18 protein-coding genes, 1 tRNA gene and 1 pseudogene are annotated in these 22,764 nt (G+C 58.4%); 10 read left to right on the forward strand and 10 right to left on the reverse strand.

From position 1 onward, the window contains the following. Positions 1 to 51: 51 nt before the first annotated feature. From dctP to Q1A07_RS01060, 6 genes are all read right to left on the reverse strand, one after another. Entirely contained in the window at positions 52 to 1,110 is a 1,059-nt protein-coding gene (gene dctP / locus Q1A07_RS01035) for a TRAP transporter substrate-binding protein DctP (RefSeq protein WP_299776993.1), read from the reverse strand. Positions 1,111 to 1,134: 24 nt separating this feature from the next. After that, the gene (locus Q1A07_RS01040; RefSeq protein WP_299776995.1) at positions 1,135 to 2,424 is read right to left on the reverse strand and encodes a TRAP transporter large permease; all 1,290 of its coding nucleotides are present in this window, start codon (positions 2,422 to 2,424) and stop codon (positions 1,135 to 1,137) included. Continuing rightward, positions 2,424 to 3,014 carry a TRAP transporter small permease subunit gene (locus tag Q1A07_RS01045; protein WP_299776997.1) on the reverse strand — a complete coding sequence of 197 codons (591 nt, stop codon included), beginning with the start codon at positions 3,012 to 3,014 and terminating at the stop codon, positions 2,424 to 2,426. Before Q1A07_RS01045 ends, Q1A07_RS01040 begins: the two co-directional genes overlap by 1 nt. A gap of 80 nt (positions 3,015 to 3,094) precedes the next feature. Further along, on the reverse strand, positions 3,095 to 3,619 hold the full coding sequence (locus tag Q1A07_RS01050) for a flavin reductase family protein (protein WP_299776999.1): 525 nt from the start codon (positions 3,617 to 3,619) through the stop codon (positions 3,095 to 3,097). Beyond that, the gene (locus Q1A07_RS01055; protein WP_299777001.1) at positions 3,619 to 4,509 is read right to left on the reverse strand and encodes an aldo/keto reductase family oxidoreductase; all 891 of its coding nucleotides are present in this window, start codon (positions 4,507 to 4,509) and stop codon (positions 3,619 to 3,621) included. The genes Q1A07_RS01050 and Q1A07_RS01055 overlap by 1 nt, the downstream gene beginning before the upstream one ends. After that, positions 4,509 to 5,663, reverse strand: a complete 1,155-nt coding sequence (locus Q1A07_RS01060; protein ID WP_299777003.1) for an LLM class flavin-dependent oxidoreductase — start codon at positions 5,661 to 5,663, stop codon at positions 4,509 to 4,511. The genes Q1A07_RS01055 and Q1A07_RS01060 overlap by 1 nt, the downstream gene beginning before the upstream one ends. 103 nt (positions 5,664 to 5,766) lie before the next feature. On the opposite strand from Q1A07_RS01060, the gene Q1A07_RS01065 reads away from it, so the two are divergent. Together Q1A07_RS01065 and Q1A07_RS01070 are read left to right on the forward strand one after the other, a co-directional pair. Next, entirely contained in the window at positions 5,767 to 6,474 is a 708-nt protein-coding gene (locus tag Q1A07_RS01065) for a GntR family transcriptional regulator (protein WP_299777005.1), read from the forward strand. 9 nt (positions 6,475 to 6,483) lie between these two features. Further along, a complete protein-coding gene (locus Q1A07_RS01070; RefSeq protein ID WP_299777007.1) occupies positions 6,484 to 7,578 on the forward strand; it encodes a Gfo/Idh/MocA family oxidoreductase in 1,095 nt (364 codons plus the stop codon). 10 nt (positions 7,579 to 7,588) lie between these two features. Here Q1A07_RS01070 and Q1A07_RS01075 read toward each other — a convergent pair whose 3' ends face one another. Then, positions 7,589 to 8,413 (reverse strand): hypothetical protein, encoded by an 825-nt coding sequence (locus Q1A07_RS01075; RefSeq protein ID WP_299777009.1) that lies wholly within the window; start codon positions 8,411 to 8,413, stop codon positions 7,589 to 7,591. 177 nt (positions 8,414 to 8,590) lie between these two features. Here Q1A07_RS01075 and Q1A07_RS01080 point away from each other — a divergent pair. The 4 genes from Q1A07_RS01080 to Q1A07_RS01095 all read left to right on the forward strand — a co-directional run bounded on the left by Q1A07_RS01080 (position 8,591) and on the right by Q1A07_RS01095 (position 11,313). Next, a tRNA-Thr gene (locus Q1A07_RS01080) sits at positions 8,591 to 8,666 on the forward strand. Positions 8,667 to 8,831: 165 nt separating this feature from the next. Continuing rightward, positions 8,832 to 9,725 carry an integrase arm-type DNA-binding domain-containing protein gene (locus tag Q1A07_RS01085; protein WP_299777011.1) on the forward strand — a complete coding sequence of 298 codons (894 nt, stop codon included), beginning with the start codon at positions 8,832 to 8,834 and terminating at the stop codon, positions 9,723 to 9,725. A 419-nt stretch (positions 9,726 to 10,144) separates the two neighbouring features. Further along, positions 10,145 to 10,960, forward strand: coding sequence for a hypothetical protein (locus Q1A07_RS01090; RefSeq protein WP_299777012.1), 816 nt, complete (start codon positions 10,145 to 10,147; stop codon positions 10,958 to 10,960). 146 nt (positions 10,961 to 11,106) lie between these two features. Then, positions 11,107 to 11,313: an AlpA family transcriptional regulator gene (locus Q1A07_RS01095; protein ID WP_299777013.1), complete on the forward strand. Its 207-nt coding sequence runs from the start codon at positions 11,107 to 11,109 to the stop codon at positions 11,311 to 11,313. Between the two features lie 12 nt (positions 11,314 to 11,325). On the opposite strand, the pseudogene Q1A07_RS01100 reads toward Q1A07_RS01095, so the two are convergent. Further along, a pseudogene (locus Q1A07_RS01100) lies at positions 11,326 to 12,106 on the reverse strand (IS3 family transposase); the annotation flags it as partial. A gap of 615 nt (positions 12,107 to 12,721) precedes the next feature. Here Q1A07_RS01100 and Q1A07_RS01105 point away from each other — a divergent pair. Both Q1A07_RS01105 and Q1A07_RS01110 read left to right on the forward strand, forming a co-directional pair. Further along, positions 12,722 to 14,932, forward strand: coding sequence for a calcium-binding protein (locus Q1A07_RS01105; RefSeq protein ID WP_299777014.1), 2,211 nt, complete (start codon positions 12,722 to 12,724; stop codon positions 14,930 to 14,932). Positions 14,933 to 15,027: 95 nt separating this feature from the next. Beyond that, a complete protein-coding gene (locus Q1A07_RS01110) occupies positions 15,028 to 16,890 on the forward strand; it encodes a calcium-binding protein (protein ID WP_299777015.1) in 1,863 nt (620 codons plus the stop codon). 1,226 nt (positions 16,891 to 18,116) lie between these two features. On the opposite strand, the gene Q1A07_RS01115 is transcribed toward Q1A07_RS01110, so the two are convergent. Beyond that, positions 18,117 to 19,493: a DUF3179 domain-containing protein gene (locus Q1A07_RS01115; RefSeq protein WP_299777016.1), complete on the reverse strand. Its 1,377-nt coding sequence runs from the start codon at positions 19,491 to 19,493 to the stop codon at positions 18,117 to 18,119. Between the two features lie 138 nt (positions 19,494 to 19,631). Then, positions 19,632 to 20,654: a substrate-binding domain-containing protein gene (locus Q1A07_RS01120; protein WP_299777017.1), complete on the reverse strand. Its 1,023-nt coding sequence runs from the start codon at positions 20,652 to 20,654 to the stop codon at positions 19,632 to 19,634. Positions 20,655 to 20,748: 94 nt separating this feature from the next. Between Q1A07_RS01120 and Q1A07_RS01125 the strand changes: the two genes are divergently transcribed. Together Q1A07_RS01125 and Q1A07_RS01130 are read left to right on the forward strand one after the other, a co-directional pair. Next, entirely contained in the window at positions 20,749 to 22,260 is a 1,512-nt protein-coding gene (locus Q1A07_RS01125) for a tripartite tricarboxylate transporter permease (protein WP_299777018.1), read from the forward strand. Further along, positions 22,257 to 22,727 (forward strand): tripartite tricarboxylate transporter TctB family protein, encoded by a 471-nt coding sequence (locus Q1A07_RS01130; protein ID WP_299777019.1) that lies wholly within the window; start codon positions 22,257 to 22,259, stop codon positions 22,725 to 22,727. Before Q1A07_RS01125 ends, Q1A07_RS01130 begins: the two co-directional genes overlap by 4 nt. The last annotated feature ends 37 nt before the right edge of the window (positions 22,728 to 22,764 follow it).

Raw genomic sequence — 22,764 nt, forward strand, 5'->3', positions numbered from 1 at the left:
AGCAGAGGGAGAAGGCCCAGATGTGCGGGCCTTCTCCGACTTTTGTGAGTATCAGTTAAGATCGGCGGCGCGGGCGGCCCCAATCTCTTCTTCGGCTTCGGCCACGGCTGCGGCCAGCGCGTCAAAAATCTCTTCGCCACGGCCTACGTTGCCTTTGAACCAGTCGAACACCGGGGCAGCGCCTTCCTTGAAGGCAGCTTTCTGCTCGGGCGTTGGCACGTAGAGGTCCCCACCTTCGGCCACGAACTGCTCATACGCCTCGATGGATTTGCGCTTGGGCGAGGCAAAGGTCGCCTGCTGCAGTGCATAGAAACCGTCAACCACCACGCGGCGCATGTCTTCCGGCATCTCGGTGAAACGCGCGTTGTTCATCCACCAGAGCGCGCCCATGTAGGCGTGGCCATCCAGCGTGACGTATTTCAGGCCAGCATCCGGGAATTTCATGCCCATGATGTCGGTGATCCCGTTCTTGGAACCCTCAACCACACCGGTCTGGAAGGAGGTGAAAAGCTCGGGCCATGGGATCGGCGTGGGGGCCGCGCCCAAGGCTTTTACCAGTTCCTGCGGCAGGTCGGCGACGACGGTGCGGATCTTCAGGCCTTCCATATCCGACGGCTCTGCGATGCGGCGCTTGGTGTTGGCAAAGTTGCGCCATCCGCCTGTGTTGCCGATGGTCATCAGGCGGATCGAGTCGCCAGAATCTTCCAGCGCCATGTCACGCATTTTCCGGGTAAAATCGCCCGAGAGAACATGCTCGGCAATCCGGTCGTCGGCCATCAGATAGGGCAGATCGAGCACCTGTACGTAGGGGAAGATCCCCGAGGCGCCGCCGGACGTGGACACAAAAATATCGACGGTGCCATCGGCCACACCCTGCAGGCATTCCGCGCCGTTGCCACAAAGTTGCGTGCCGATGAAAAGCTCTACCGCGATGGCGCCATTCGAGGCCGCCTCGACGTAGTTCTTGAAGACCACAAGGCCATCGTAATCCTCGTCGTTCTCATTTGAGTTGGCCGTTGCGCGCAGCGTGTAGTCCTGCGCCGCCGCCGCCATCGCGGTGCCCGCAAGCATCGCCGCCACGGTCAGCGATTTCAGGGTATTTTTGATCATGTTTTTCCTCCCATTGGATGTCGTTTAGTTTGCAAAACCCGTCAGACGCGGAACCGTCATGGATATGGCGGGTATGTAGGTAATTAAGAAAATCACGAGGATCTCAACCGCCAGAAACGGCAGGATCGCCTTGGAGATGGTCTCGACCCGTTCGCCCGAGACCGATGAGGCGACAAAGAGCACCAACCCCATGGGCGGTGTCGCGAGGCCGACGGTCAGGTTCACGCTCATGATGATCGCAAAGTGGATCGGATCGACCCCGAGGCTCACGAAGATCGGGCCAAGGATGGGGCCGAGGATGATGATCGCGGGGCCCGCATCGAGAAACATGCCGACGATGAAGAGCAGCAGGTTGATCAGGAACAGCAGGATCAGCGGGTTGCTGGTCAGGCTGAGGACGAATTCGGCCATGGTCTCGGGCGCGTGGCTGAGGCTCACGACTGTCTTGAAGGCCATCGCGGCCCCCACCAACAGCAGCACCACGGCAGAGGTGATCCCTGCGCGGTTCAGCACATCCGGCAGGTCGCTGAGCTTGAGCGTGCGCATGACAAACAGTCCAATGACCAGCGCATAGGCCACTGCCACCGCCGCCGCTTCTGTGGGCGTAAAGACCCCCGCGAGGATGCCACCAAGGATGATCACCGGCGTCAGCAGCGGGAAGAACGCCTTGAGGCTCGCCTGCCCGCGTTCACCCCAGGAATGCTTTTTCGTGGCGACCGGGAAGTCGTATTTATCCGCCTGGAATTTCACCATCAGCATCAGACCGAGGCCTACCATAACCCCCGGCACAATCCCCGCAAGGAACAGCGCCGCGACGCTCTCGCCCATCACATAGGCATAAATGATCATGATGCCCGAGGGCGGAATGATCGGCCCGATCACCGAACTGGCCGCCGTGATGGCGGCGGCAAAGCGGCGGGTGTAGCCTTGTTTTTCCATCGCGGGGATCAACATCGACCCCAGCGCCGAGGTGTCGGCCACCGCCGACCCCGACAGCCCGGCAAAGAGCATCGACGACAGGATATTCACATGCGCCAGGCCGCCCCGGAAATGGCCCATCATCGCCTGGGAAAACTCGACCAACCGCATGGTGATGCCGCCCCGGTTCATCAGCTCGCCCGCAAGCATAAAGAAAGGGATCGCCATCAGCGGGAAGCTGTCCATCCCGTTGTAGAGATTGCGATAAAGCAGCGTGATGTCGCGCTCCTGCCCGTTCAGCCAGAGCAGGATACCGGGCGCGGCCAGAAGGCCAAAGAACACCGGCAGACCGATCATCAAGAACAGCAGAAACAGCGGAAGGAACCAGACCAGCATTATTCAGCCCCCACTTGTTCTTCGAGCGCAATGGGTGGCAGTGCATCTGCCCCGCCCATCATCTTGACGAACGCGCGCAGGATCAGCTCGATGTTCACCGAGATCAACATGATCACACCAAAAAGCAGCGAGGCCATCATCCAGCTGCGCGGTACGCGGAACCACGCCTCAAAGCTCAGATCCGTTGGCAGATAGAGCGAGGCAGTCGTGAATTTCCCTGCAAAACCGGTCACTTCAGACCAGCCGATCTGCATCGCGACGATCAGAACCCCGAGGCTGACAAACAGAAGAAGAAGCGAGATCAGCGCCCCGATCCGCGCGGGCAGCAACCGCACGACCGTGTCGATCGCCACAAACCCGCCACGACGAAAGGCTGTGGGCGCCATCAGACCGGTCATCCACAACATGCAGAACCGCGCCGCCTCGTCTGGCCAGGGCAGCGCATTGTTCAGCACGTAACGATAGAACACCTGAATGAGGATCGCCGTGACCATAAGAGCCACTGCCACCACGCCGAGACCCCTGCCCAGTTTGAGCACGGCCTCATTGACCAGCCTGAGCGGTGTCATCACCGCCAGCAATGCTCCCATTCCGGAGCCTCCTCCCTTGTGCCCGGGTATTCCGGGTCACGACGTGCGGGTTTTCCCCACACGCTCCATTGGTTGGCCTTTTAGGCCTGATTGTCAAACCGTCTGAACCGGCCTTGGCAAAAAATCAGCGCGTCCCCCTCCCGGAACGCAGCTGAGCGCACGCGGCCCAGAACAATCGAATGGTCGCCCGCGTCGTGGATCTGGTGGGTGGTGCATTCGAAGCGGGCAAGACAATCGCCCAGCAGCGGCACACCTTCGGCATTGAGCGTCACATCGAGCCCGTCAAAGGCCTGCCCGGATTTGGCGAAACCCATGGCGATCTCTTCGTGCTCGATCCCCATGACATGGACCGCAAAATGCTTGGCGGCGATGAAATGGGCATAGCGGCTGGAGGATTTCGCCGGGCACCACAGCACCAGGGGCGGCTCCATGGAGACGCTGGAGAAGGAATTCGCGGTCATCCCGATGGGACCGGTCGGCGTCTGCGCGGTGACCACCGTGACCCCGGTGCCGAACTGCCCGAGGGCCGAGCGAAACTGTCTCTGCGTGTCCGGACCCGGCATGAAGCTGTTCAACCGGGCCAGTGTCCGTGTTCCATCCGCCATCATGGCACCTCCTGACCGTTTGCGGCCTCGTAGAGTTCGAACCACGTCTGGCGGTCCATCTCGACCTTGAACGCATCGCTGAATGTGGCGATGCGCGACAGGGTGTTGGTGCCCATGACCGGCAGGATGCCCGCCGGATGGGCTAGCAGCCACGCCACGGCGACAGCGGCGCGATCGACGCCCTGTGCCTGCGCGAGGGCATCCATCTTTTGCGCGACGGCACTGTCGTCGGTCATCAGGCTGCCGCCGCCCAGCGGCGACCAGGCCATCGGGCTGATGTGATGCTGCTGCAGATGCGCCAGATCGCCGTTGGTAAAGCAATCGCGGGCGGCGAGGCTGATCTCGATCTGGTTGGTGACCAGCGGGTTGGTCATCGCCGATTGCAGCAGGTCCCAGTCCCACGGGCGGAAGTTCGACACACCCGCTGCCTTGATCTTGCCGCTCTGGATCAGCGCATCCAGCGCGCCGCCGGTCTCAGCCGCATCCATCATCGGGTCGGGGCGGTGGATCAGCAGCAGGTCTATCTGCTCGATCCCCATGTAGCTAAGAGAGGCCTCGACGCTCGCCTGAATATGCGCCGCCGAGGTGTCATAGTATTTAACCCGCCGGTCCGCATACTTACCGAAGGGCGCGACGATGTCGCATTTTGTCACAATCTCGAGCTGGTCACGCAGGCCGGGGCTTTCCTTGAGCGCCGCACCCAGCACCTCTTCGGCAGCGTAGCCGCCATAGATGTCGGCCTGATCCATCGTGGTGATACCCTGCGCAAGGCAGGCGTCAATCTTGGCCCGCACATGCGCGGGCGAGGTATCGTCGTCATCCGCCAAGCGCCACATGCCATAGACGATGCGGCTGAACTCAACGGTGTCTGAAAGGGTAACACGGTCCATCAGCGACGGTCTCCGGCGGCAAGAGGGGTGAGCGGCGCGCTCTGCGGCACGCGGCCATAGGCCTCGGGCATAGAACAGGTTTTCAGATGCGGCATCACAAGGCGACCGAAGTGTTCGGCCTCGTCGATGTGGGGATAGCCCGAGAAGATAAACGCGCGGATGCCCATCTTCTGATAGGCTTCGATCTCCGAGAGCACCTGATCGGCAGAGCCCACCAACGCCGCGCCACAACCCGAGCGCGCCCGGCCCACTCCTGTCCAGAGGTGCGGTTCGACGTAACCGAACTCATCGGCAATATCGCGGTTCTTCGATTGGTGAGACACGCCCAGCGACGTGGCATCGAGCGCCCGTTCGCGGATCTTGCGCCCGTAGTCATCATCCAGCTTGGAGACGATGTAGTCGGCGTATTCCTTGGCCTCGGCCTCGGTATCGCGCACGATCATATGCACGCGCAGCCCGTAATCCAATGTTCGGCCTTTCTCGGCTGCTCGTTCATGAACGGCCTGCATCCGCCCGGCAATAGCGTCCTTGGGCTCGGGCCACATCAGGTAAACGTCGCAATGCTCCGCACAGAGATCGAGCGCTGCAGGAGAGTAACCCCCGAAGTACAGCAGCGGCCCGCCGGTCTGATAGGGTTTGACTGGATCGGTGGTCAGGCCGGTAAAATTGTAGACCTCGCCTTCGTAGTTGATCTCATCTCGGGTCCAGGCCTGTTTGAGAATCTCCACCACTTCGCGGGATCGCTGATAGCGATAGTTGCTATCCGCCTTCTCGCCCGGGAAATCCGAGCTGATGATGTTCACCGTCAGCCGCCCTTCCAGCATGTGATCGAGTGTCGCGATGGTGCGCGCCAGCATGATGGGCTGCATCTCGCCGCAACGCACGGCGGCCAGCAGATTGATTTTAGACGTGATCGGCGCGCAGCCCGCCACGAAACTCAACGTGTCCTGCCCGACCTGATAAGACGACGGACAAAGAATGTTGCGGAAACCCTGCGCCTCGGCCGTCTTCACAATGTCCGAACAATGCGCCCAGCTTGAGCGCAGATCGCCCTCCGGCACACCCAGAAACTGGTAGTCATCCGAGCACAGCGCGGAAAACCACGAGACTTCGGCCGCATCGAGATCGGCGGAGGTGACGGGCACAACGGTCATAGAATTCCCTTTGTCAGGCAGCGGTGATTTCTGTCTTGAATAGCACCGTCAAAATAGTAGATCAATGGTGTATCAATTTTTGATGTCGATACGGCCCGAGAGAATGACGCACCCACCCTCCCGCAGCACCGCGCTGCCAAAATACATTCAGCTGACCGAATTGCTGATCCGCGACATCGACGCGGGCCGCTTGCTTGATGGCGAACGCCTGCCGCCCGAACGCGAGATGGCCGTGGCGCTGGGTGCCTCCATCGGCACCTTGCGCAAAGCACTTGCGGAGCTGGACAGAAAGGGGCTGCTGGATCGTGTGCAAGGGTCCGGCAACTACGTGCGCAAACCGCGCAAACCCATGGGCGTCTATGCCATGTTCCGGCTGGAGCTGCTGTCGGGCGGCGGCCTGCCGACGGCTGATGTGCTGCAGGTCGACGTCATGCACAAGCCGCGGGATTTGCCTGCGTTTGGCAGCAGCACGCAGGCCACACGCATCCGCCGCAGACGGTACCTCAATGATGTAGCAATCGCCGTGGAGGAAATCTGGCTCGACGCCAGCGCGGGCGTGCTGACACCCCAGATGCTGGGTGATTCCCTCTATCAGACCTACCTGTCAGAGCTGAATTTCTGGATCACCCGCGCCGAGGATCGGGTGAGCATCAGCGCCCTGCCCGCGTGGACGCCAGACGGGTTTGGCCCGGCAGGCACGCCCTGCGGCTACATCGAACGCTTTAGCTGGGCCGCGGACGCGTACCCTATTGAATTTTCCCGTACATGGTTCGATACGGACAAATCTGTCTACGTACAGCGGTTGAAGTAAGGAAGAAAAATGGGACAGACAACGCGCTATGGCATGATCGGGTGCGGCATGATGGGCCAGGAGCATCTGAAAAACATAGCCCTCTTGCCGGATACCGCAGTTACGGTGATCTATGAACCGGACGCTGCCATGCGCGCCGTCGCCGCCGACCTCGCGCCAAACGCCCGTTTTGCCGAGACACTGGACGACCTGCTGGCCGAAAGCGCGCTCGACTGTCTGGTGGTCACCAGCCCGAACCACTGCCATGCCGATCAGATGGCAGAGATCGCGGCGCGCAATCCCCTGCCCCTGCTGGTCGAAAAACCGCTGCTGACCAATCCTGCCGACATCCCGCGCCTTAAGGAGATCGCGGCGGCCTACCCCGCGCCGATCTGGGTCGCCATGGAATACCGGTATATGCCGCCTATTGCCGCCTTGCTCGACGATGTCGAAACCGTCACCGGCGGCATCAGGATGCTGAGCATCCGCGAACATCGCTTCCCCTTCCTGCAGAAAGTCGGCAACTGGAACCGGTTCAACCATCAGACCGGCGGCACCTTTGTCGAGAAGTGCTGCCACTTCTTCGACCTGATGCGCCTGATGATCGGCAGTGACCCGATCCGCGTCATGGCCAGCGCCAGCCAATCCGTGAACCACCTTGAAGAAACCTATGACGGGGCCACGCCGGACATCCTCGACAACGGGTTCGTGATCGTCGATTTCGCCTGTGGCGCCCGTGCGATGCTGGAGTTGTGCATGTTTGCCGAAGGCGCACGCTATCAGGAAACCATCGCGGCAATAGGCCCATCCGGAAAGATAGAAGCCTTCGTTCCCGGCCCCACCCGCTTCTGGCCGGACGACCTTGGACCCGCGCCCACGCCGATCCTGGAAATCAGCCCCCGCGCCCCCAAACATCCTGAAATGCGTGCTGTTCCAGTCGACCCGGCACTGCTGGCGGCAGGCGATCACAACGGGTCCACCTTTTATCAGCATCAGCGGTTTCTGGATGTGGTCCGGGGCGTGTCGCACACGCCGGATGTCACCTTTGAAGATGGTCTCCGCGCCGTGGAACTGGGTATGGCGGCCCAACAGTCGGCGCAAACCGGCCTTGCTGTCGAATTGTAACCCGGGTCGGCTAAGGGGAAATCAATTGCACGCCCGGAATGCGTGCGATGGCGAAAACATCCTCGTCGTAGGTCTGGGTCATTTCGGCCACCAGTTCTTCTGTCCAGCCGGGCATGTCCAACTCCTCCTCTATGGCCTCTTCGATTGCGAACTTGTCCAGAAACGCCACCATGACGCGACGCTTTTGAATTTCGGTCATGGTCGGATGTTTTTCGAGATAGGCCAGAAAACGGGTCATGCCTTCGGGTGCCATAATCTCGCTTAGGAGATCATACTCCCCTTCTATACCGTCGCAGTGATCCATCCCCCCAATCTCGCGGAGAATCTCTGGCCAGATCAGCGGGGCATCTTCATTGCACCACACCGTGATCGATATCTTTGGCACCGCTTCCCGTATCCGCAGCAGCGTATCCGACCACCGTACCGCCCGCGGATCCACCCCGCCCATGAAATCCGCAAGGCCCTCTTTCGAAGATCGCCGATAGGCTTCTGGCAAAAAGGTCGCAGGGTTGCGCAGCCCCATGAAGAGCTCGATCTGGTCAGTTTCAAATATCTGGGCCATCTGAACCATTCGTTTCGAGGCCTTCGGGTAGATCAACCCCCGCCGTACCGCCAGGCGGCCGGGGCCAAAAAATCGCCCGTTCGACATGACAACGCGCTCGGCGCTTGCGTGGTCCAATATGGCATCCAGCAGAATTTCCCTTGCGTTTTCAGCCGGTTCACTGATGTCCATAGCGTCCATGGTGTCGCGCAGTAATCTGCGATATTTGCCAGGTCCCGGGACAACCACGCCGCGCGTTCCGAAAGCTTCCTTGTTTTTCAAAAGACACTTCATGAGTCGCTCTTCTTCAGTGAAGTGTGCGCCCGTGTGAAAAACCAGTTGCATAAAGCTCCGCGCGATTGCATTTGCGTGGTGTCAAACTAGCTTGGGAAACGTTGGGGTTCAAACGCAAACAAAGGCGCATTTCCCCTCTTGCGCGACGCGCTCAAACTGACTAAACGACCGCGCAGTGCCCCTATAGCTCAGCTGGTAGAGCAACTGATTTGTAATCAGTAGGTCCGCGGTTCGAGTCCGTGTGGGGGCACCATTTCACCATATTTTAAAGTCCAGTGACATCCATTTCGGCCCTGTATATAAGGGGTTTCATGAAAGTGTTTGTCCAGTTGAGTTTTTTGCAGTCCGCTGACGTACCCCCAGATTGGGGGTCATTTTGGGGGTACGCTGAAACCCGTGATGCGGAGCGTACCCCCAGATGCCTCTGAGTGACGCCAAGATTCGAAACCTGAAATCCAAGTCAAAGCCGTACAAAGTAAGCGACTTCGATGGTCTTTTCGTGCTGGTCAAAGTCAGTGGCTCAAAGTCATGGCGGTTCAAGTACCGCATCGACGGTAAGGAAAAGCTCATTGTGTTCGGCGACTACCCTGCCGTCGGCCTGAGCAAGGCCCGTGAGTTGCGGGACGCCGCCCGAACAAACCTTGCCGCTGGCCTTGATCCATCAGAACTGAAGCAGGAAGAAAAACTGCGTCGCGCGGAAGCCAGTGGCCAAACCTTCGAAAAGATAGGTGCAGCCTTCTTGGCCAAGCAGCGCAAAGAAGGAAAGTCAAAAGCCACGCTCGACAAAACCGCTTATCATCTGAAGCTCGCCAACCGCGATTTTGGGAAGAAACCCATCACTGCGATAACCGCGCCGATGATCCTGCGAGTTCTGCGAAAGGTCGAAGCGAAGGGCAACTACGAGACCGCGCACCGCTTGCGCGCGCGCATTGGGTCTGTGTTCCGCTATGCGGTTGCAAGTGGCCTTGCGGAAACCGACCCAACCTATGCGTTGCGCGATGCTCTGATCCGACCAACCCGCCAGCATCGTTCCGCGATAACGGATCCGACAGCATTCGGTGCACTCTTGCGTGAAATCGACGTCTTTGATGGTCAGACGACAACGCGCATTGCTCTTCAACTTCTGGCGTTACTTGCCCAGCGCCCCGGAGAGTTGCGGCATGCCAAATGGAGCGAGTTCGACGAAACAGAAAAAGTATGGGCCATCCCTGCTGGCAAAATGAAGATGCGCCGCGATCACTTTGTCCCTCTTGCGGATCAAGCGATCAAGTTGCTTGATGAATTGCGCCCTCTGACCGGCGCAAGCGAATAGTTCTTCCCCTCCCTGCGCTCATGGCACCGACCGATGAGCGAAAACACCATGAACGCGGCACTCCGGCGCATGGGGTATTCCGGCAACGAAATGACGGCTCACGGATTCCCCGCCACCTTTTTCAACATTGGCCAACGAAAGCGGCCTTTGGAACCCCGACGCAATCGAACGTGCTTTGGCACATGAGGAACGCAACGAAGTGCGCAGGGCGTATGCACGAGGCGCACATTGGGACGAGCGGATGAGACTTTCAAACTGGTGGGCTGGATATGTTGATGAACTAAGGTCAAGTTGATCCGACATTGAACAACGACACATGAATTATGGACAAATCAGAACAAGTTGCTCGCTTTCTCTGAATACTCACGCAAATTGGCGGAGGTCTGTTCATTGGCCCGAACGAACCGGAAATCCCGCCAATGGGTGATGAATACAAAGTGCGGATGTCGCGCTTGTTTGCAAAACGCGACGAAATGTCGAAGCAGATCCGCACCGAACTATCGCAGTTTCCGCCGGAGCAACTTGAGCAGTCTTTTGGCACCGACGGAAAGACCCTATCGGAAGATGCAAAACAATTCGTTGCAAGATACCGAAAAGAGGTGGAGGTGACGTTTGGTCGACTGAAGCCGTGGTATTCAGCGCCGCTCTTTGGCACAAAGCAATTGGCCGATTTTGAACACTGGGCAAAGCACGAATTTTTGTCACTGGATGAGGTTGTATGGCTGTCAGTCGGGTTTGAACCAGAACAGCAGTTTGTCGCGTCAATTAAAGAGTTTGACCAACTAGGCAGCAGGCAAAAGGCCGATGAAGTGACAACCTATATGAGCCGTCACAGGGAAATAATCCGGCGAAAATTCGACCCCTACGACCAAAGAAACAAACCAAAGTTCGGTGAACTGTTCACATGGCTAAATGAAGTTAATCTGACGGTCCACTCTGGTTTTTACGATTTGGTGTCGCGTAGAGCGGCAACGGCTGGCAAAGGTTCACAGCCTGATTTGACGAACAAGAATGATGGCAAGCTTGACGGTCGCGAGCGTGCGTCATTGGTGAAGCTCATAGCGGCGATGGCGATAGATGCATACGGCTTCGATCCCAAAGAGAAGCGCAGCGACATTCCCAATGAGATAGAAGGAATCGCAGATCGTCTGGGCCTGAACCTAACCAGCAAAACAATTCGAAAGTATCTCCGAGAAGGTTCAGAGAAACTACCTGAGGACTGGAAGCCGGAGTAAGGTTATTTCCTCAGGAAATAGCGGGATTTAATTCTTTTAAAATCATAGGCCTATAACTGTTTCCGGGCGGCGAAACCTGTTTCCCCTCTGATTTCAAGCTTTGATCCAGAACCTGATCACATCACCTCACACAAGGATTGATCAGAATGGACAATACAGTATTTCCCCAGACCGGCCTCGTACGTCTTTCCCAGATTTTAGCGCCTGCCGGACCCATCCCAGTTTCAAAGTCTGCATGGTGGCAGGGTGTGAAAGAAGGGCGCTTTCCACAACCACAAAAACTTGGTCCACGCACTACGGTTTGGAAGGTTGAAGACATCCGCGCACTTTTCGAAGGTGACGCTGATGGCTAAGTATCCGAACCCCATCTGATCGCTCATGGACCAACCGACCACACGGCGCGAGAACAGATCGATGACGACCGCGACGTAAAGCCAGCCCTCAGCCGTCCAGACGTAGGTGAAGTCGGCCACCCATTTCTGGTTCGGGCCGTTTGCGTCGCACTCTCGCTCAAGCACGTTGGCAGCTATGATCGACCTCGTACCCTCGTCTTTCGGTGGTTGCCGACGCTTTGGACGAGCTCTGAAGGCCGCCTGCCGCATCAATCGCTCGACGCAATGCAACCCGCAGGAATAGCCCTCTTCAAGAAGATCGTGCCAGACCCGTCGAGCACCATAGGTTCGGTCTGATCGCAGAAAGCTCGCACGGATCGCCGCCGATAGCTCTTCGTCGCGGATCGACCGGTCGCTGCGTGATCGCGTCAGCCAGGCATGGAAGCCGCTTCGTGACACACCGAGCGCGTCACACATCCAACTGACTGGCCAGATCCCTCGCTGTTTCGCCACAAACCCAAACATCACAGCTGGTCCTTGGCGAAGTAGGCCGCGGCCTTTTGTAAGATGTCCCGCTCCGCCTTCAGTTTCGACACTTCGCGCCGCAGGTTCCTGGGCTCTTCCTGTTCTGGGGTTAGCTTGCCGTGACCGGGGAACGCAGCCGACCCGTCTGTCTCAGATGCCCGCACCCACCGGCGAAGCACAGTCCGTGTATTCCAAGATCCCTTGAAGCCTGCGCCGTGCTGACGCCACGCTTCGTTATCAACTCCACCGCTTCCTGCTTGAACTCGCGGCTGAATGCTCTTCTCGTCATCTAGATTCTCCAGTTTCATGAACATCTTATCTCGGTGTCCACAAAACCAGCAGCAGGCCAGTGCTGGTCCTCGTCGGCTTAACTTCGAGGGCCGCCGAGGTCGAGTCTGTTTAGTTTGAAACGGCGTGGTCGTTGTCTCGCGAATTAAAAAACGCTTTGCAAGGAGCTTAGGCAAGATGGTTTTCCGGAAGACCCCGTGAACTACCTCCAAGCTACAAATTCTAATCCTAGTCATTTGATTTAAAAAACAACATACCGAGCCCGTATTCCTGCAAGACCTACCTGCGGGCGTGCGGGTTCCGCTGTCAGGGATGACCAGTATATCGTCGGGGTCGAAGGAAACCATCGGGGAAATGGGTGGCATCTGATGATGCACCTACGTCTTCGTTCGACGCTCTGGTCGAGTGTGGTGTGAGTAAAGGACAGTTGAGATATGCGGAATACACTTGAAACCGTGACATGCCACGGACACGTCTACGCGTCTCCCGTCGGACGGGACGTCCCACAATACTCCTTTATCCGACTTCCCGCTGGCCAGAGCTCAGCATCACACAAATCCACATCGGTTTAGACGGCACCTGACGCGTTGCGTCTGCTTGAAAAGGAGTAACGATTATGCCCGCAAAGACAGCCATCCATGGTCACGCGACCCAAGATGATCACATCAACATCAACTTCCATCCCAAATTTCTCGACCACACTTGGAATCGGGAGATTTTTGGCCACGGCGGCAATGACACGTTTTACTACACGCCGGGCCAGGGGGGTGATGTCTACAGCCGGAACTTTCATGATCACTACTATTTCGGCGGATCAGGCAGCGACACGGTCAGCTACGCCTGGTCGACCTATGACCTGAACATCCGTCTGAACCTTGGCTGGGGTGAGATTCACGGTCTAAATTACACATTGTACGAGCCGGAGACCGGCCAGTCTGTGTACACCGAATACGACGCGAAGGAATACTACGATTCCATCGAGAACGTCACCGGCGGTCAGGGCAACGACTACATCAAAGGCGACCTCGCTGCCAATGTGCTCATCGGCGGTGACGGCATGGACACGGTGCTCGGTGGGGGCGGCAATGACTCCGTGCGAGGTGGTGACCATGCGGATTTCGTCGATGGGGGCCACGGGAATGACACTGTCAGGGGCGATGCCGGAAACGACTCCCTCTTCGGCTGGTGGGATGATGACATAGTCTACGGAGGGACCGGCAACGACACCCTGGACGGCGGCTATGGCAACGACAGCATGCATGGCGGCGAACACGGCGACTTCATGGAGGGTGGCTTTGGCGCCGATACCATGCATGGCGACAACGGCGGCGACTGGATGAGCGGCGATGACGACAACGATGTCATGTACGGCGGGTCCGGCACCGACTCGATGTTTGGCGACGATGGCAACGACACCCTTTGGGGCGGCAGCGAGGATGACCTGATCAACGGCGGCGAAGGCAACGACGAGCTGCATGGTGACGAAGGGGACGACACGCTCAACGGCGGCGGCGGCGATGACGATCTGGAGGGCGGCCTCGGCGATGACGTGCTCAATGGCGGCACCGGCCTGGACCTCGCAGTCTATGACACACCCGATTTCGTCGAGGTCCGGCTGGACCTTGGCGGCTCTTATGGCGCCATGGGCGAGGACACGTTCAACAGCATTGAAGGGGCCTTGATCCTCGGCAGCGGCGATGCGCTGGTCTATGGCAACAGCGATGACAACGCGATCCTCCTCGGCTCCGGCAACGACACCGCCTATGCGGGTGATGGCAACGACTCGATCCTGGGTAATGCCGGGGCCGACAATCTCTGGGGACAAGAGGGCCATGATTACATCAACGGCGGCGACGGCGCAGACACCGTAGAAGGCGGTGACGGGGACGACACCATCCTTGGCGAGGATGACGACGACACGCTTTATGGCCGCGATGGTGATGACCTCATCAGCGGGGGCGACGGGGACGACTCCGTGAATGGTGGCGCCGACAACGACACGCTGATCGGCGGTGAGGGTGAAGACACGCTGATAGGCAGCTCCGGCCATGACAGCATCGAAGGCGGCAACGGTGACGACATCATCCAGTCCGGGTCTGGCAATGACACGGTCATGGGGGGCGACGGCAACGACTACATCAATGGGTTCACCGGGACGCATCTTATGTACGGCGGTGACGGTCACGACACGATCTCCGGTGCCGAAGGGGCCGATACGCTCTATGGCGACAATGGCAATGATGTCATCGAGGGCTCGCTGGGTGACGACTCCATCGGCGGCGGGATCGGCCACGACGATCTCACCGGCGGCGAGGGCGAGGACACGCTGAAAGGCGCGTCGGGCAATGACACCATCGACGGCGGTGAAGGCAACGACGTCATCCGGGGCGGGCGCGGCGACGATCTGCTGATCGGTGGCGAGGGCGAGAACGAGATCCACACCGGCAAGGGCAACGACATCGTGGCCTGGGAAGCGGGCGCGGTCGGGTTCTCCAATATCCTCGATTTCAACCTCAACTCCGACATCCTGCAGTTCGGGCCCGGGTTCCTGAAGGTCTATGAGGTCAAGGGCAAGACGCTCGATGATCTCACGACGCTGATGATGATCGGCGACGACACCTACCTTGGCGCCGAGACTCAGGATGCGGGCTGGCAGTGGATCGCGCGGTTCGAGGGCATCCACGAGGACGACCTGCAGGCCAAGATCGAGGATCTGTCGATTGTCGGCATCGAGCCCGGCCCGGGTGCGCCAGGCGGGTGGAGCCCCGAAGAGGACGACCCCTTCGGTGGCCTCAACCCGATCCTGTCCGACGAATTTGTCTTTTGATGAAGGTGAGTGCTGCGCGGGCGCGTTGTGCGCGCAGTTTTAAATATTGATCAAAGACTTAGCGACGCGTGCCGGGTCTCGAAAGGAGTAAGAGAATGGGTAAACCAAACACACAAATTACCTTCTATGACGTGATCGGAACCAACAACTCGGATTATTTTTACATTGATTCGGTGAGCAATGATGAAGGGCACCCGACGACCGCGGGCAATCACTGGACGCATTGGTTTTACTTCTTGGGCGGCAACGACTTTGTCGTCTTCAACCCTAAAGTGGATTGGAGCCCGACCAAGTCTCCCGACAAGGTGTATTTTGATGGAGGCGCCGGCACGGACTGGTTCAGCCTGGGCCATGTGGATGAAGACATCGTTCTGGACCTTGGCCAGGAGTACGGCCGGATCGAGATGCCCAACTACGTCTATTGGGACAAGGGGATCAACGATTGGAAGATCGTCGATCATGACATTCACTTCGAGATCTACAACTTCGAAAATGTCACTGGCGGCTCCGGCAACGATAAGATCCGGGGCGACAATGGTGACAACGTCATCAACGGCATGCGCGGCAATGACACGCTCTACGGCCATGGCGGAAATGATGTGATCTCCGGGGGCAAAGACGAAGACAGCATCTACGGCGGCAACGATCACGATACGCTGGCCGGGAATGAAGGCGATGACCACCTCTGGGGCGAAAACGGCAACGATTCCATGGGCGGCGGCGATGGCGAGGACACGCTGGAGGGCGGCGCTGGCCACGATAAGATCTTCGGTGGCGAAGATGATGACGTGATCTACGGTGGCGAAGGCAGAGATACTCTGGAAGGGGATGCTGGTAATGACAGCATCTGGGGCGGCTCTGGGTTCGACCGGGTGGTCTATGACACGAACGACGATGTAAAGGTCTGGCTCTGGGCCGAACTGGCCCAAGCCGGCAATCTGGGCACCGATGAGATTTACGACATTGAAGGTGTTGAGACTGGAAATGGCGACGATCTGGTGCAGGGCACAATGGGTAGCAACCTGATGTGGCTTTCCGGTGGCGATGACGCCGGGACCGGATATGAAGGCCAAGACTCCATGTGGGGCGGAGACGGCAACGACACGCTCTTTGGCGGCGATGACAATGACCTGCTTCACGGCGGCAATCACGACGACAGTATCAATGGCGGCGATGGCTTTGACACCATCACCGGTGACCACGGCAATGACACCCTGATTGGTGAAGACGGTGATGACATGATCGACGGCGGCGATGGCAACGACGTCATTGATGCGGGCGCAAGGAATGACAGCGTCGACGGCGGTCTCGGACACGACAGCATCCTTGGCCATCATGGTTTCGATACCCTGCGTGGGGATGAGGGCAACGACACGATCAGAGGTGGTATGAACGACGATATGATCTTCGCAGGGCTTGGCGACGACCTCGTTGACGGCGGAAGCGGGGACGACATTATCCACCTCTGGTCCGGTGACAATGTGGTTCATTTCAGCAGCAATAGTGGCTTCGATCACATCTATGGGTTCAACGTTTGGGGTGATGCGCTATCATTCAACGAGTACTTGTTCGATCCGTCCGGGTTCAAAACTGATGGCAGCGGAGCGGACCCCGACGATATTCTGGTGGCTGTGCAGAACGGACAGCACGCGATACTGTTTGCGAACTACTTCAACTACAGCGATTTCGTCGCTGACGAGCAGATTTGGAGGCCTATTGCGCAGTTGATGGACGCAAGCGCCGCGGTACTGAATCAACGAATTGCGGACGGCGATATCCTGGCCGTAGAGGTGAACGGCGGCGCCCCTGATTTCGAATGGGACCCCAACACGCCAGAGAACGTCGCAAAAGGACCGCTGGGCTGGAACAGTGATGCGCAACCAGGCGTGCCGGAGGCGACGTACGATCTGTCAGAGGTGCAATTCGGTCTGCCCGAAGCGGATATGTTCGTCTTCTAGAAACCGACTTTCCCATCCCTGTCATTCTGGTTTGGACACTTGGAACTGGTCGGGCTGGGTGCGGAATCTTTGATATACTGTCGGCAAAAGAGGCGTTTAACATCCATCCGGAAGAAACGATTTTCCTCCATGTCCTTGTAGCCCCAGCACCCGTCGTCGTGACAAAGTGTATTCGATTGCTTGAGCGGGCCGTCACGTAGTTCGACAAGCAGCGAAGGTAGAGGCTTTCAACACCTGGAGCATGAAAGGTGAACATCAAGCGTACTTCGCCCGGAGGAGGGCATGTGCCGCCGAAGTCGGTATGGCATTGAACAGAGCCAGCTGGCATCTCGCTCAAGGCTCAGCAAGTCTGACCGCTACATGTGTATGGTCTGATCAATGTCGGCTTTGTCAGAAAGACTTAGAACCTTGTGCTGGTGCAGCAAAGGTCGGCTTCCCGCCCGGATACGTGACCGGACAACCAGCTCTTTGGGGGTATGATTGGGGGTACTAGTAATTTTCGCTAATATAATATTTTAATTATCAATTCTTTATGCATTTAATGTGGAGACGTATGGGCACCATTTCACCATATCGCAAAGTCCAGTGACATCCATTTGAGCTTTGTATGCTAGGGCTTTCACGAGAGTGTTTGTCCAGCTACTTTTCTTGCCGTCCGATACAATATCCCAACATCGAACGCGGTGTGTCTTACCGCAACAAGATGCGTAACATCCATGAATGACTCGCGACGAACCATTTTGAATTTGCGCGAAGCGAAGCGCCGGAGCTGTTCCAATATCCACGTCTTGATCCATGGGATGTGTTTTGGGAAACCCACAGTGTCGAAAGCGGTTTGTTCGTTATGCCAGTGGATCAGTTTGGGATCGCCAGCCGAAAGCCGCTCCAAGATGATGTTTCGTCTTTTCGGTTGGGTCAGAAATACATCTTCGAGCTCACAGCACCACAGCCTGCTTATGCAGTGGCCTTTGAAGAATGCGAAGACAAATGGTATCCGCTAGGCTTGGGAGCGACCGGGAAAACCAGGATCGTCCATGCCGATAAGCGACGGGATCATCACGCTGGTAGCGAACGATCTTCGATCCGGGCTGCGAATACTCAACCCACGTCCCAAGACAGTGGCGGGCAGAAAACCACTCTCATCAAAAGTGACTTTGCATCAATTTGAAGCTTCGTTTTAATAACTGTGTATAAACCGGCGGCGCTACGAAAGGGACGACCGCACTTCACTGAGAATACGCGCTGTACACGCTCGCGGCGTCACCCAGATAGTTATCCCAGGCAAACCAATAGGCAATATGTCCAGCGACACGTGACAGGCGCTTTCCGTCAGGGCTCACCAGCGCGTCCTCTGTCACCTTCCAAATCTGACCGGTTTCATCCGTCAGTGCGCCGCCAGATGCTGTGAAGCTATGTGCGTTTCGCTCATAGGCGCGCACGGTACGGCGCGAAACATCTCCAACCAGCAGCAGCGGCGTGTCGGCGATGGCATCGTTGATGACACGCTTTTCTTCAAATGCAGCTAGCGGCCAGGCCCTAGCGGCGCCGAACTGGCGGATGGCAAAGACATAGTCTTTCTGCCGATGCTCTGTCTGGTCGACCAATGCGGGAAACATCAGATCTGAAGAGGCAAAATACTCCCGATACACAACGCCCGAGCCATAGTTGCGGCGATGGCCCGTATTGAGGGACAACACTTTGGAGTTCGGATGCGAAGATGTCCAGTTTTCCCATGTGGTGATCACCACGGGGCGCTGTTTCAATTGTATGGTGCTATCGGCGAGGGGACCGACAACGGGTTTGCCGGTGAACTGGTTCCACAACGAATGGGTTTCGCGATCAAACATCAGCTTGTTCGAACGATAGAGGAAACCGGAAGAACCGAAAATCAGCGGTTTTGACCGACCCGCGACCTGCGTCTCAAACAAGATGCCGGAGCCGCACAGGGTGCAATACGCCAAGGCGACCGGCACCCCGCCGATCACTTCGTTGAACATCTCGTGCCACCCCATGATGCGCAGCGGATAAGCGCGCACGTCGCCATTGATCGCGACACCAAAGACCAGATCGTCGGGCCTCAGATAGTTGGCACGCGGGGCCGGGATCAAGTCGGGGTTGTCGAGCGAGGGGATACCATCCTTGCTGACCCCGCCCCAGGCGATTTCCTCCAGCCTGATCTTCATCTTGTCGCGCGCCAGATACTCTGGCCGCAGGAACACATCGAAATTCGGATCAACTCCCAGCAGCACTTCGCGTTTGAACGGGATCAGCGACGGATGCGGGACGATCTGCGGATTGCGTTCCTGCCAGAGCATCCAGTCGAACCAGTCGGTGCCGAGGGTTTCGCCCGTCAGGGCTTCCATCACCTTAGCGATCTCGTCGCGCCGCCGTCTGGAAAACCGCAACCCGGTCAGCAAGGCAGGCACTACATCCGGATTGCCCCGCGATTTCAGCAGCGCCATGCCATCGGCAAATTCGGAGCTTGTGCCGTAGAGCGTGGAGCGGATGGCATCAAGAACCGGATCCGCCTGCGCCCAAAGAGCATGCGGCGTCAACGCCCCCGCCCCGATCATCCCTGCAAACCCGCGACGTGTGACTGACATGACATCCTCCAGATAACTTGCCGCGCAGTCTGCGCGTTTATCCGTTCACATGCATGAAACACTGTTGTGATCGGGCTGCGATCACTTCGGCGATGACCACCCTGCCCCGGTTTTCGCCGTTCCGGTTTGGTGAGACCATCAAATCGCCCGGCACGATCCCCTTACGACCAATTCCGGTGCGCAATGGGCACCGGTTCGGTCCGCCTCGGGGTCCTTGATGGCCGCAGCAAGGGTCAGGCCCGCGCGTTGCCCGATGCGCCGGGCTGGCAGGCGCACAGTGGTCAGGCCGGGCTCAAATTCCGAGGACCCCTTGAAGTCTCCGATCCCGGTAATCGAGATATCCTCCGGCAGCCTGAGCCCGGCCTTGGCCGCCGCATAGATCGCGCCTGTGGCCAGAATATCATTGCCGCAGATCAGGGCTGTGGGCCGCTTCGTGCTGCTGAAAAGCGCGAAGGCTTGACGCTTGGATTCCGAGACAGAGTAAACAGTGGTCAATTGCCAGTCTTGCGGCACGTCCACGCCCGCATCCGCAAGCGTGTTCAGGATTGCCCGGCTGCGCGCCTTGGCCCGGTCGTTGCCTGCGCCCGGCGCAAACAGGCAGGCCACCTCACGATGCCCCATCGAGAGCACGTGTTGGCTGATCATCCGCCCCGCCAACTCATTGTCGGCACCGATGGAGGGATAGAGCGAGTCCGCAGCGTAGTTCCACATCATCACGGTCGGCACACTCTGGCTCTCGATCAACTGGAACACGGCCTCGTCATGATCCAGCCCGGTCAGGGCGATGCCATCCACGCGGTGTTCCAGAAACTTCCGCAGGATCGCGTATTCCCGCTGCTGGTCGTACCCATGGGAGGCCAGCAGAATGGTGAACCCCTCTTCCGCAACCGCATCCGAGAATGCCTGCACAACTTCGGCAAAGATCGTATGGTCGATGGTCGGCACCAGAACACCGATGGTGCCTGACCGTATCCCGTGGATCGTCTGGGCCGCGCGATTGCGAATATAGCCTTCCTTGCGCACCGCGCGTTCGATCCTGCGGCGAGTCGCAAGTTTCAGCAGTTCAGGGTGATTGAAGTATCGCGACACCGTCGACGGCGACACGCGCGCGGTCTTTGCGACACTGATGATATCAGACTTTTTCCTATTTTTATCAGACATCTAATAACCGTTTTTGCGTAATTTATGAAAACATTTGCAAAACTATTTTCATCACTTAGCGTAAATGGTCAAGCAGCGTTGCGGGGAGGCAGCGATGGAATTTCTGTTCTACATGGGGGACGTCTTCACGCCGATTAACTTCGGGTTGCTCTTGTTGGGCACCATCGGCGGGTTGATCCTGGGCGCAACGCCCGGCCTGTCGCCTACGATGGCGGTGGCGCTGCTCATCCCCTTCACCTTTCAGCTGGAGGCAGCGCAGGGTCTGATCCTGCTGGGGGCGGCCTATACCTCCACCGTGGCAGGCGGTGCCGTCAGTGCGATCCTGCTGAAAATTCCCGGCGCGCCCGCCAATATCGCCACCACGCTCGACGGGCACACGATGGCGCGCAAGGGCGAAGGGGCCAAGGCGTTGCAGATCAGCTTTCTGGCCTCGGCCGTCGGCGGCGTGTTTGGCGTCTTGTTGCTGATCTTCCTGACGCCGGTTCTGGCGCAGTGGGCGCTGGCCTTTGGTCCCAGCCACCTCTTCTGGCTGGCGATCCTCGGGGTCACGGTCATCGGCTCACTCGACGGCAATTCAGTGGTCAAGGGGCTGCTCTCGGGCTGCATCGGTCTTTGGCTGGCCACCATTGGCTTCGACGACATCATGGGTGCGCAGCGGTTCATCTTTCACCCCGCATTGGGCGGTGGGATCAACATCATCGCAGCCCTCATCGGCCTTTTCGCCATTCCGCAGGTCATCACCATGTTCGCCAAGGGTCGTCACAACGATGGGGCCGAGGTGATCGAGGTGCAGAAGCACCCCATCGGCGGCGCAATCCGCGAGCTGCTACGCAACAAGCGCGCCATGGGCATCGGCACCGCGTCGGGGTCGATCATCGGGTTGATCCCCGGTGTCGGCGGCCAGATCGCGGGGCTTGTGGCCTATGATCAGGCTAAGAAATTCAGCCCCGATCGCGACAAGTTCGGCACCGGCCACCCGGAAGGCGTGATCGCCGCCGAAAGCGCCAATAACGCCATGGTCGGCCCGTCGCTGGTGCCGCTGCTCACCCTGTCCATTCCCGGCTCCCCCACAGCGGCGGTGTTGCTGGGTGGTCTATTGATCCACGGGATCTTTCCCGGCACGGACCTCTTCGACAATCACCCGGACGTGGCCTGGACCTTTATTAACTCCATGCTGATCGGTCAGGTGCTGATGTGCCTCTTTGGGCTCTACGTCGCCGGTCTCGCGGCCAAGGTCGCGCAGGTGCCGCAATCGGTCATGGCCGCCGTGGTGCTGGGGCTCGCGGTCTTTGGCAGCTATTCGGTGCAATCCTCCATGGGGGACGTCTATGTCATGGCGACCCTGGGGGTGATGATGTATTTCCTCGAACGTTTCGGCTTTTCCGCCGCCCCGCTGGTGCTTGGCCTGATCCTCGGGCCCATTGCCGAGGCGAACTTCATCCAAGGGTCCATGATCGCCAATGCCACCGAAGGCATGAGCGCCTATTTCCTCACCGGTGGGCTGAACCTGTTCCTGATCGCCGTGGTCATCGCCTCCATCTTCTATTCCGCCTACATGGAACTGCGGTCGCGCCGCTACACCTCGAAAGAGGAGATCATGGCATGAGCGCCCCGTCTCTCCCCCGCCTCCAGCACATCATCGGGTCCGGCATCGTGGCCACCGTGGGCATCTGGGTGGCCTTTGTCAGCTACACCCAACAACCGTCCGAGGCCTTCCTCTTTCCGCGCCTGATCTCCTCGGTCTTCGTGGTGCTGGCGCTCTGGACCTTCGCCAAAGCCTGCCTTGGCTGGACCAAAGTGGGGGGCGGCATTTCCGTGCGTCAATTCACCAACCTGTTGCCGGGATTGATCATCGCCCTGATCTACGTCTTCTGGGCGGCCAAGGGCCTTGGGTTCTACACCGCGACCACCCTCGCCTTTTTCACCCTGCTAAGCTTCTATGATCCCGCGCCTCACAACGCGGTCAGATCGTGGCTCAGGCGCATCCTCATCACGGCCATCTTCATGGTCGTCATCTACGGCCTCTTCGCAAAACTTCTGACCGTGTACACACCGCGAGAGGTCTTTTTCTGAACCGCAACGGCGGCAGAGCTCATATCCTAGGGAGGAA

It is taken from the genome of uncultured Roseobacter sp. (assembly GCF_947492555.1).
Taxonomy (GTDB): domain Bacteria; phylum Pseudomonadota; class Alphaproteobacteria; order Rhodobacterales; family Rhodobacteraceae; genus Roseobacter.

Bases quoted from the DNA above. Each gene is read 5' to 3' on its own strand.
- dctP (WP_299776993.1), bottom strand. From the start codon at position 1,110: ATGATCAAAAATACCCTGAAATCGCTGACCGTGGCGGCGATGCTTGCG.
- Q1A07_RS01040 (WP_299776995.1), bottom strand. From the start codon at position 2,424: ATGCTGGTCTGGTTCCTTCCGCTGTTTCTGCTGTTCTTGATGATCGGT.
- Q1A07_RS01045 (WP_299776997.1), bottom strand. From the start codon at position 3,014: ATGGGAGCATTGCTGGCGGTGATGACACCGCTCAGGCTGGTCAATGAG.
- Q1A07_RS01050 (WP_299776999.1), bottom strand. From the start codon at position 3,619: ATGGCGGATGGAACACGGACACTGGCCCGGTTGAACAGCTTCATGCCG.
- Q1A07_RS01055 (WP_299777001.1), bottom strand. From the start codon at position 4,509: ATGGACCGTGTTACCCTTTCAGACACCGTTGAGTTCAGCCGCATCGTC.
- Q1A07_RS01060 (WP_299777003.1), bottom strand. From the start codon at position 5,663: ATGACCGTTGTGCCCGTCACCTCCGCCGATCTCGATGCGGCCGAAGTC.
- Q1A07_RS01065 (WP_299777005.1), top strand. From the start codon at position 5,767: ATGACGCACCCACCCTCCCGCAGCACCGCGCTGCCAAAATACATTCAG.
- Q1A07_RS01070 (WP_299777007.1), top strand. From the start codon at position 6,484: ATGGGACAGACAACGCGCTATGGCATGATCGGGTGCGGCATGATGGGC.
- Q1A07_RS01075 (WP_299777009.1), bottom strand. From the start codon at position 8,413: ATGAAGTGTCTTTTGAAAAACAAGGAAGCTTTCGGAACGCGCGGCGTG.
- Q1A07_RS01085 (WP_299777011.1), top strand. From the start codon at position 8,832: ATGCCTCTGAGTGACGCCAAGATTCGAAACCTGAAATCCAAGTCAAAG.
- Q1A07_RS01090 (WP_299777012.1), top strand. From the start codon at position 10,145: ATGGGTGATGAATACAAAGTGCGGATGTCGCGCTTGTTTGCAAAACGC.
- Q1A07_RS01095 (WP_299777013.1), top strand. From the start codon at position 11,107: ATGGACAATACAGTATTTCCCCAGACCGGCCTCGTACGTCTTTCCCAG.
- Q1A07_RS01105 (WP_299777014.1), top strand. From the start codon at position 12,722: ATGCCCGCAAAGACAGCCATCCATGGTCACGCGACCCAAGATGATCAC.
- Q1A07_RS01110 (WP_299777015.1), top strand. From the start codon at position 15,028: ATGGGTAAACCAAACACACAAATTACCTTCTATGACGTGATCGGAACC.
- Q1A07_RS01115 (WP_299777016.1), bottom strand. From the start codon at position 19,493: ATGTCAGTCACACGTCGCGGGTTTGCAGGGATGATCGGGGCGGGGGCG.
- Q1A07_RS01120 (WP_299777017.1), bottom strand. From the start codon at position 20,654: ATGTCTGATAAAAATAGGAAAAAGTCTGATATCATCAGTGTCGCAAAG.
- Q1A07_RS01125 (WP_299777018.1), top strand. From the start codon at position 20,749: ATGGAATTTCTGTTCTACATGGGGGACGTCTTCACGCCGATTAACTTC.
- Q1A07_RS01130 (WP_299777019.1), top strand. From the start codon at position 22,257: ATGAGCGCCCCGTCTCTCCCCCGCCTCCAGCACATCATCGGGTCCGGC.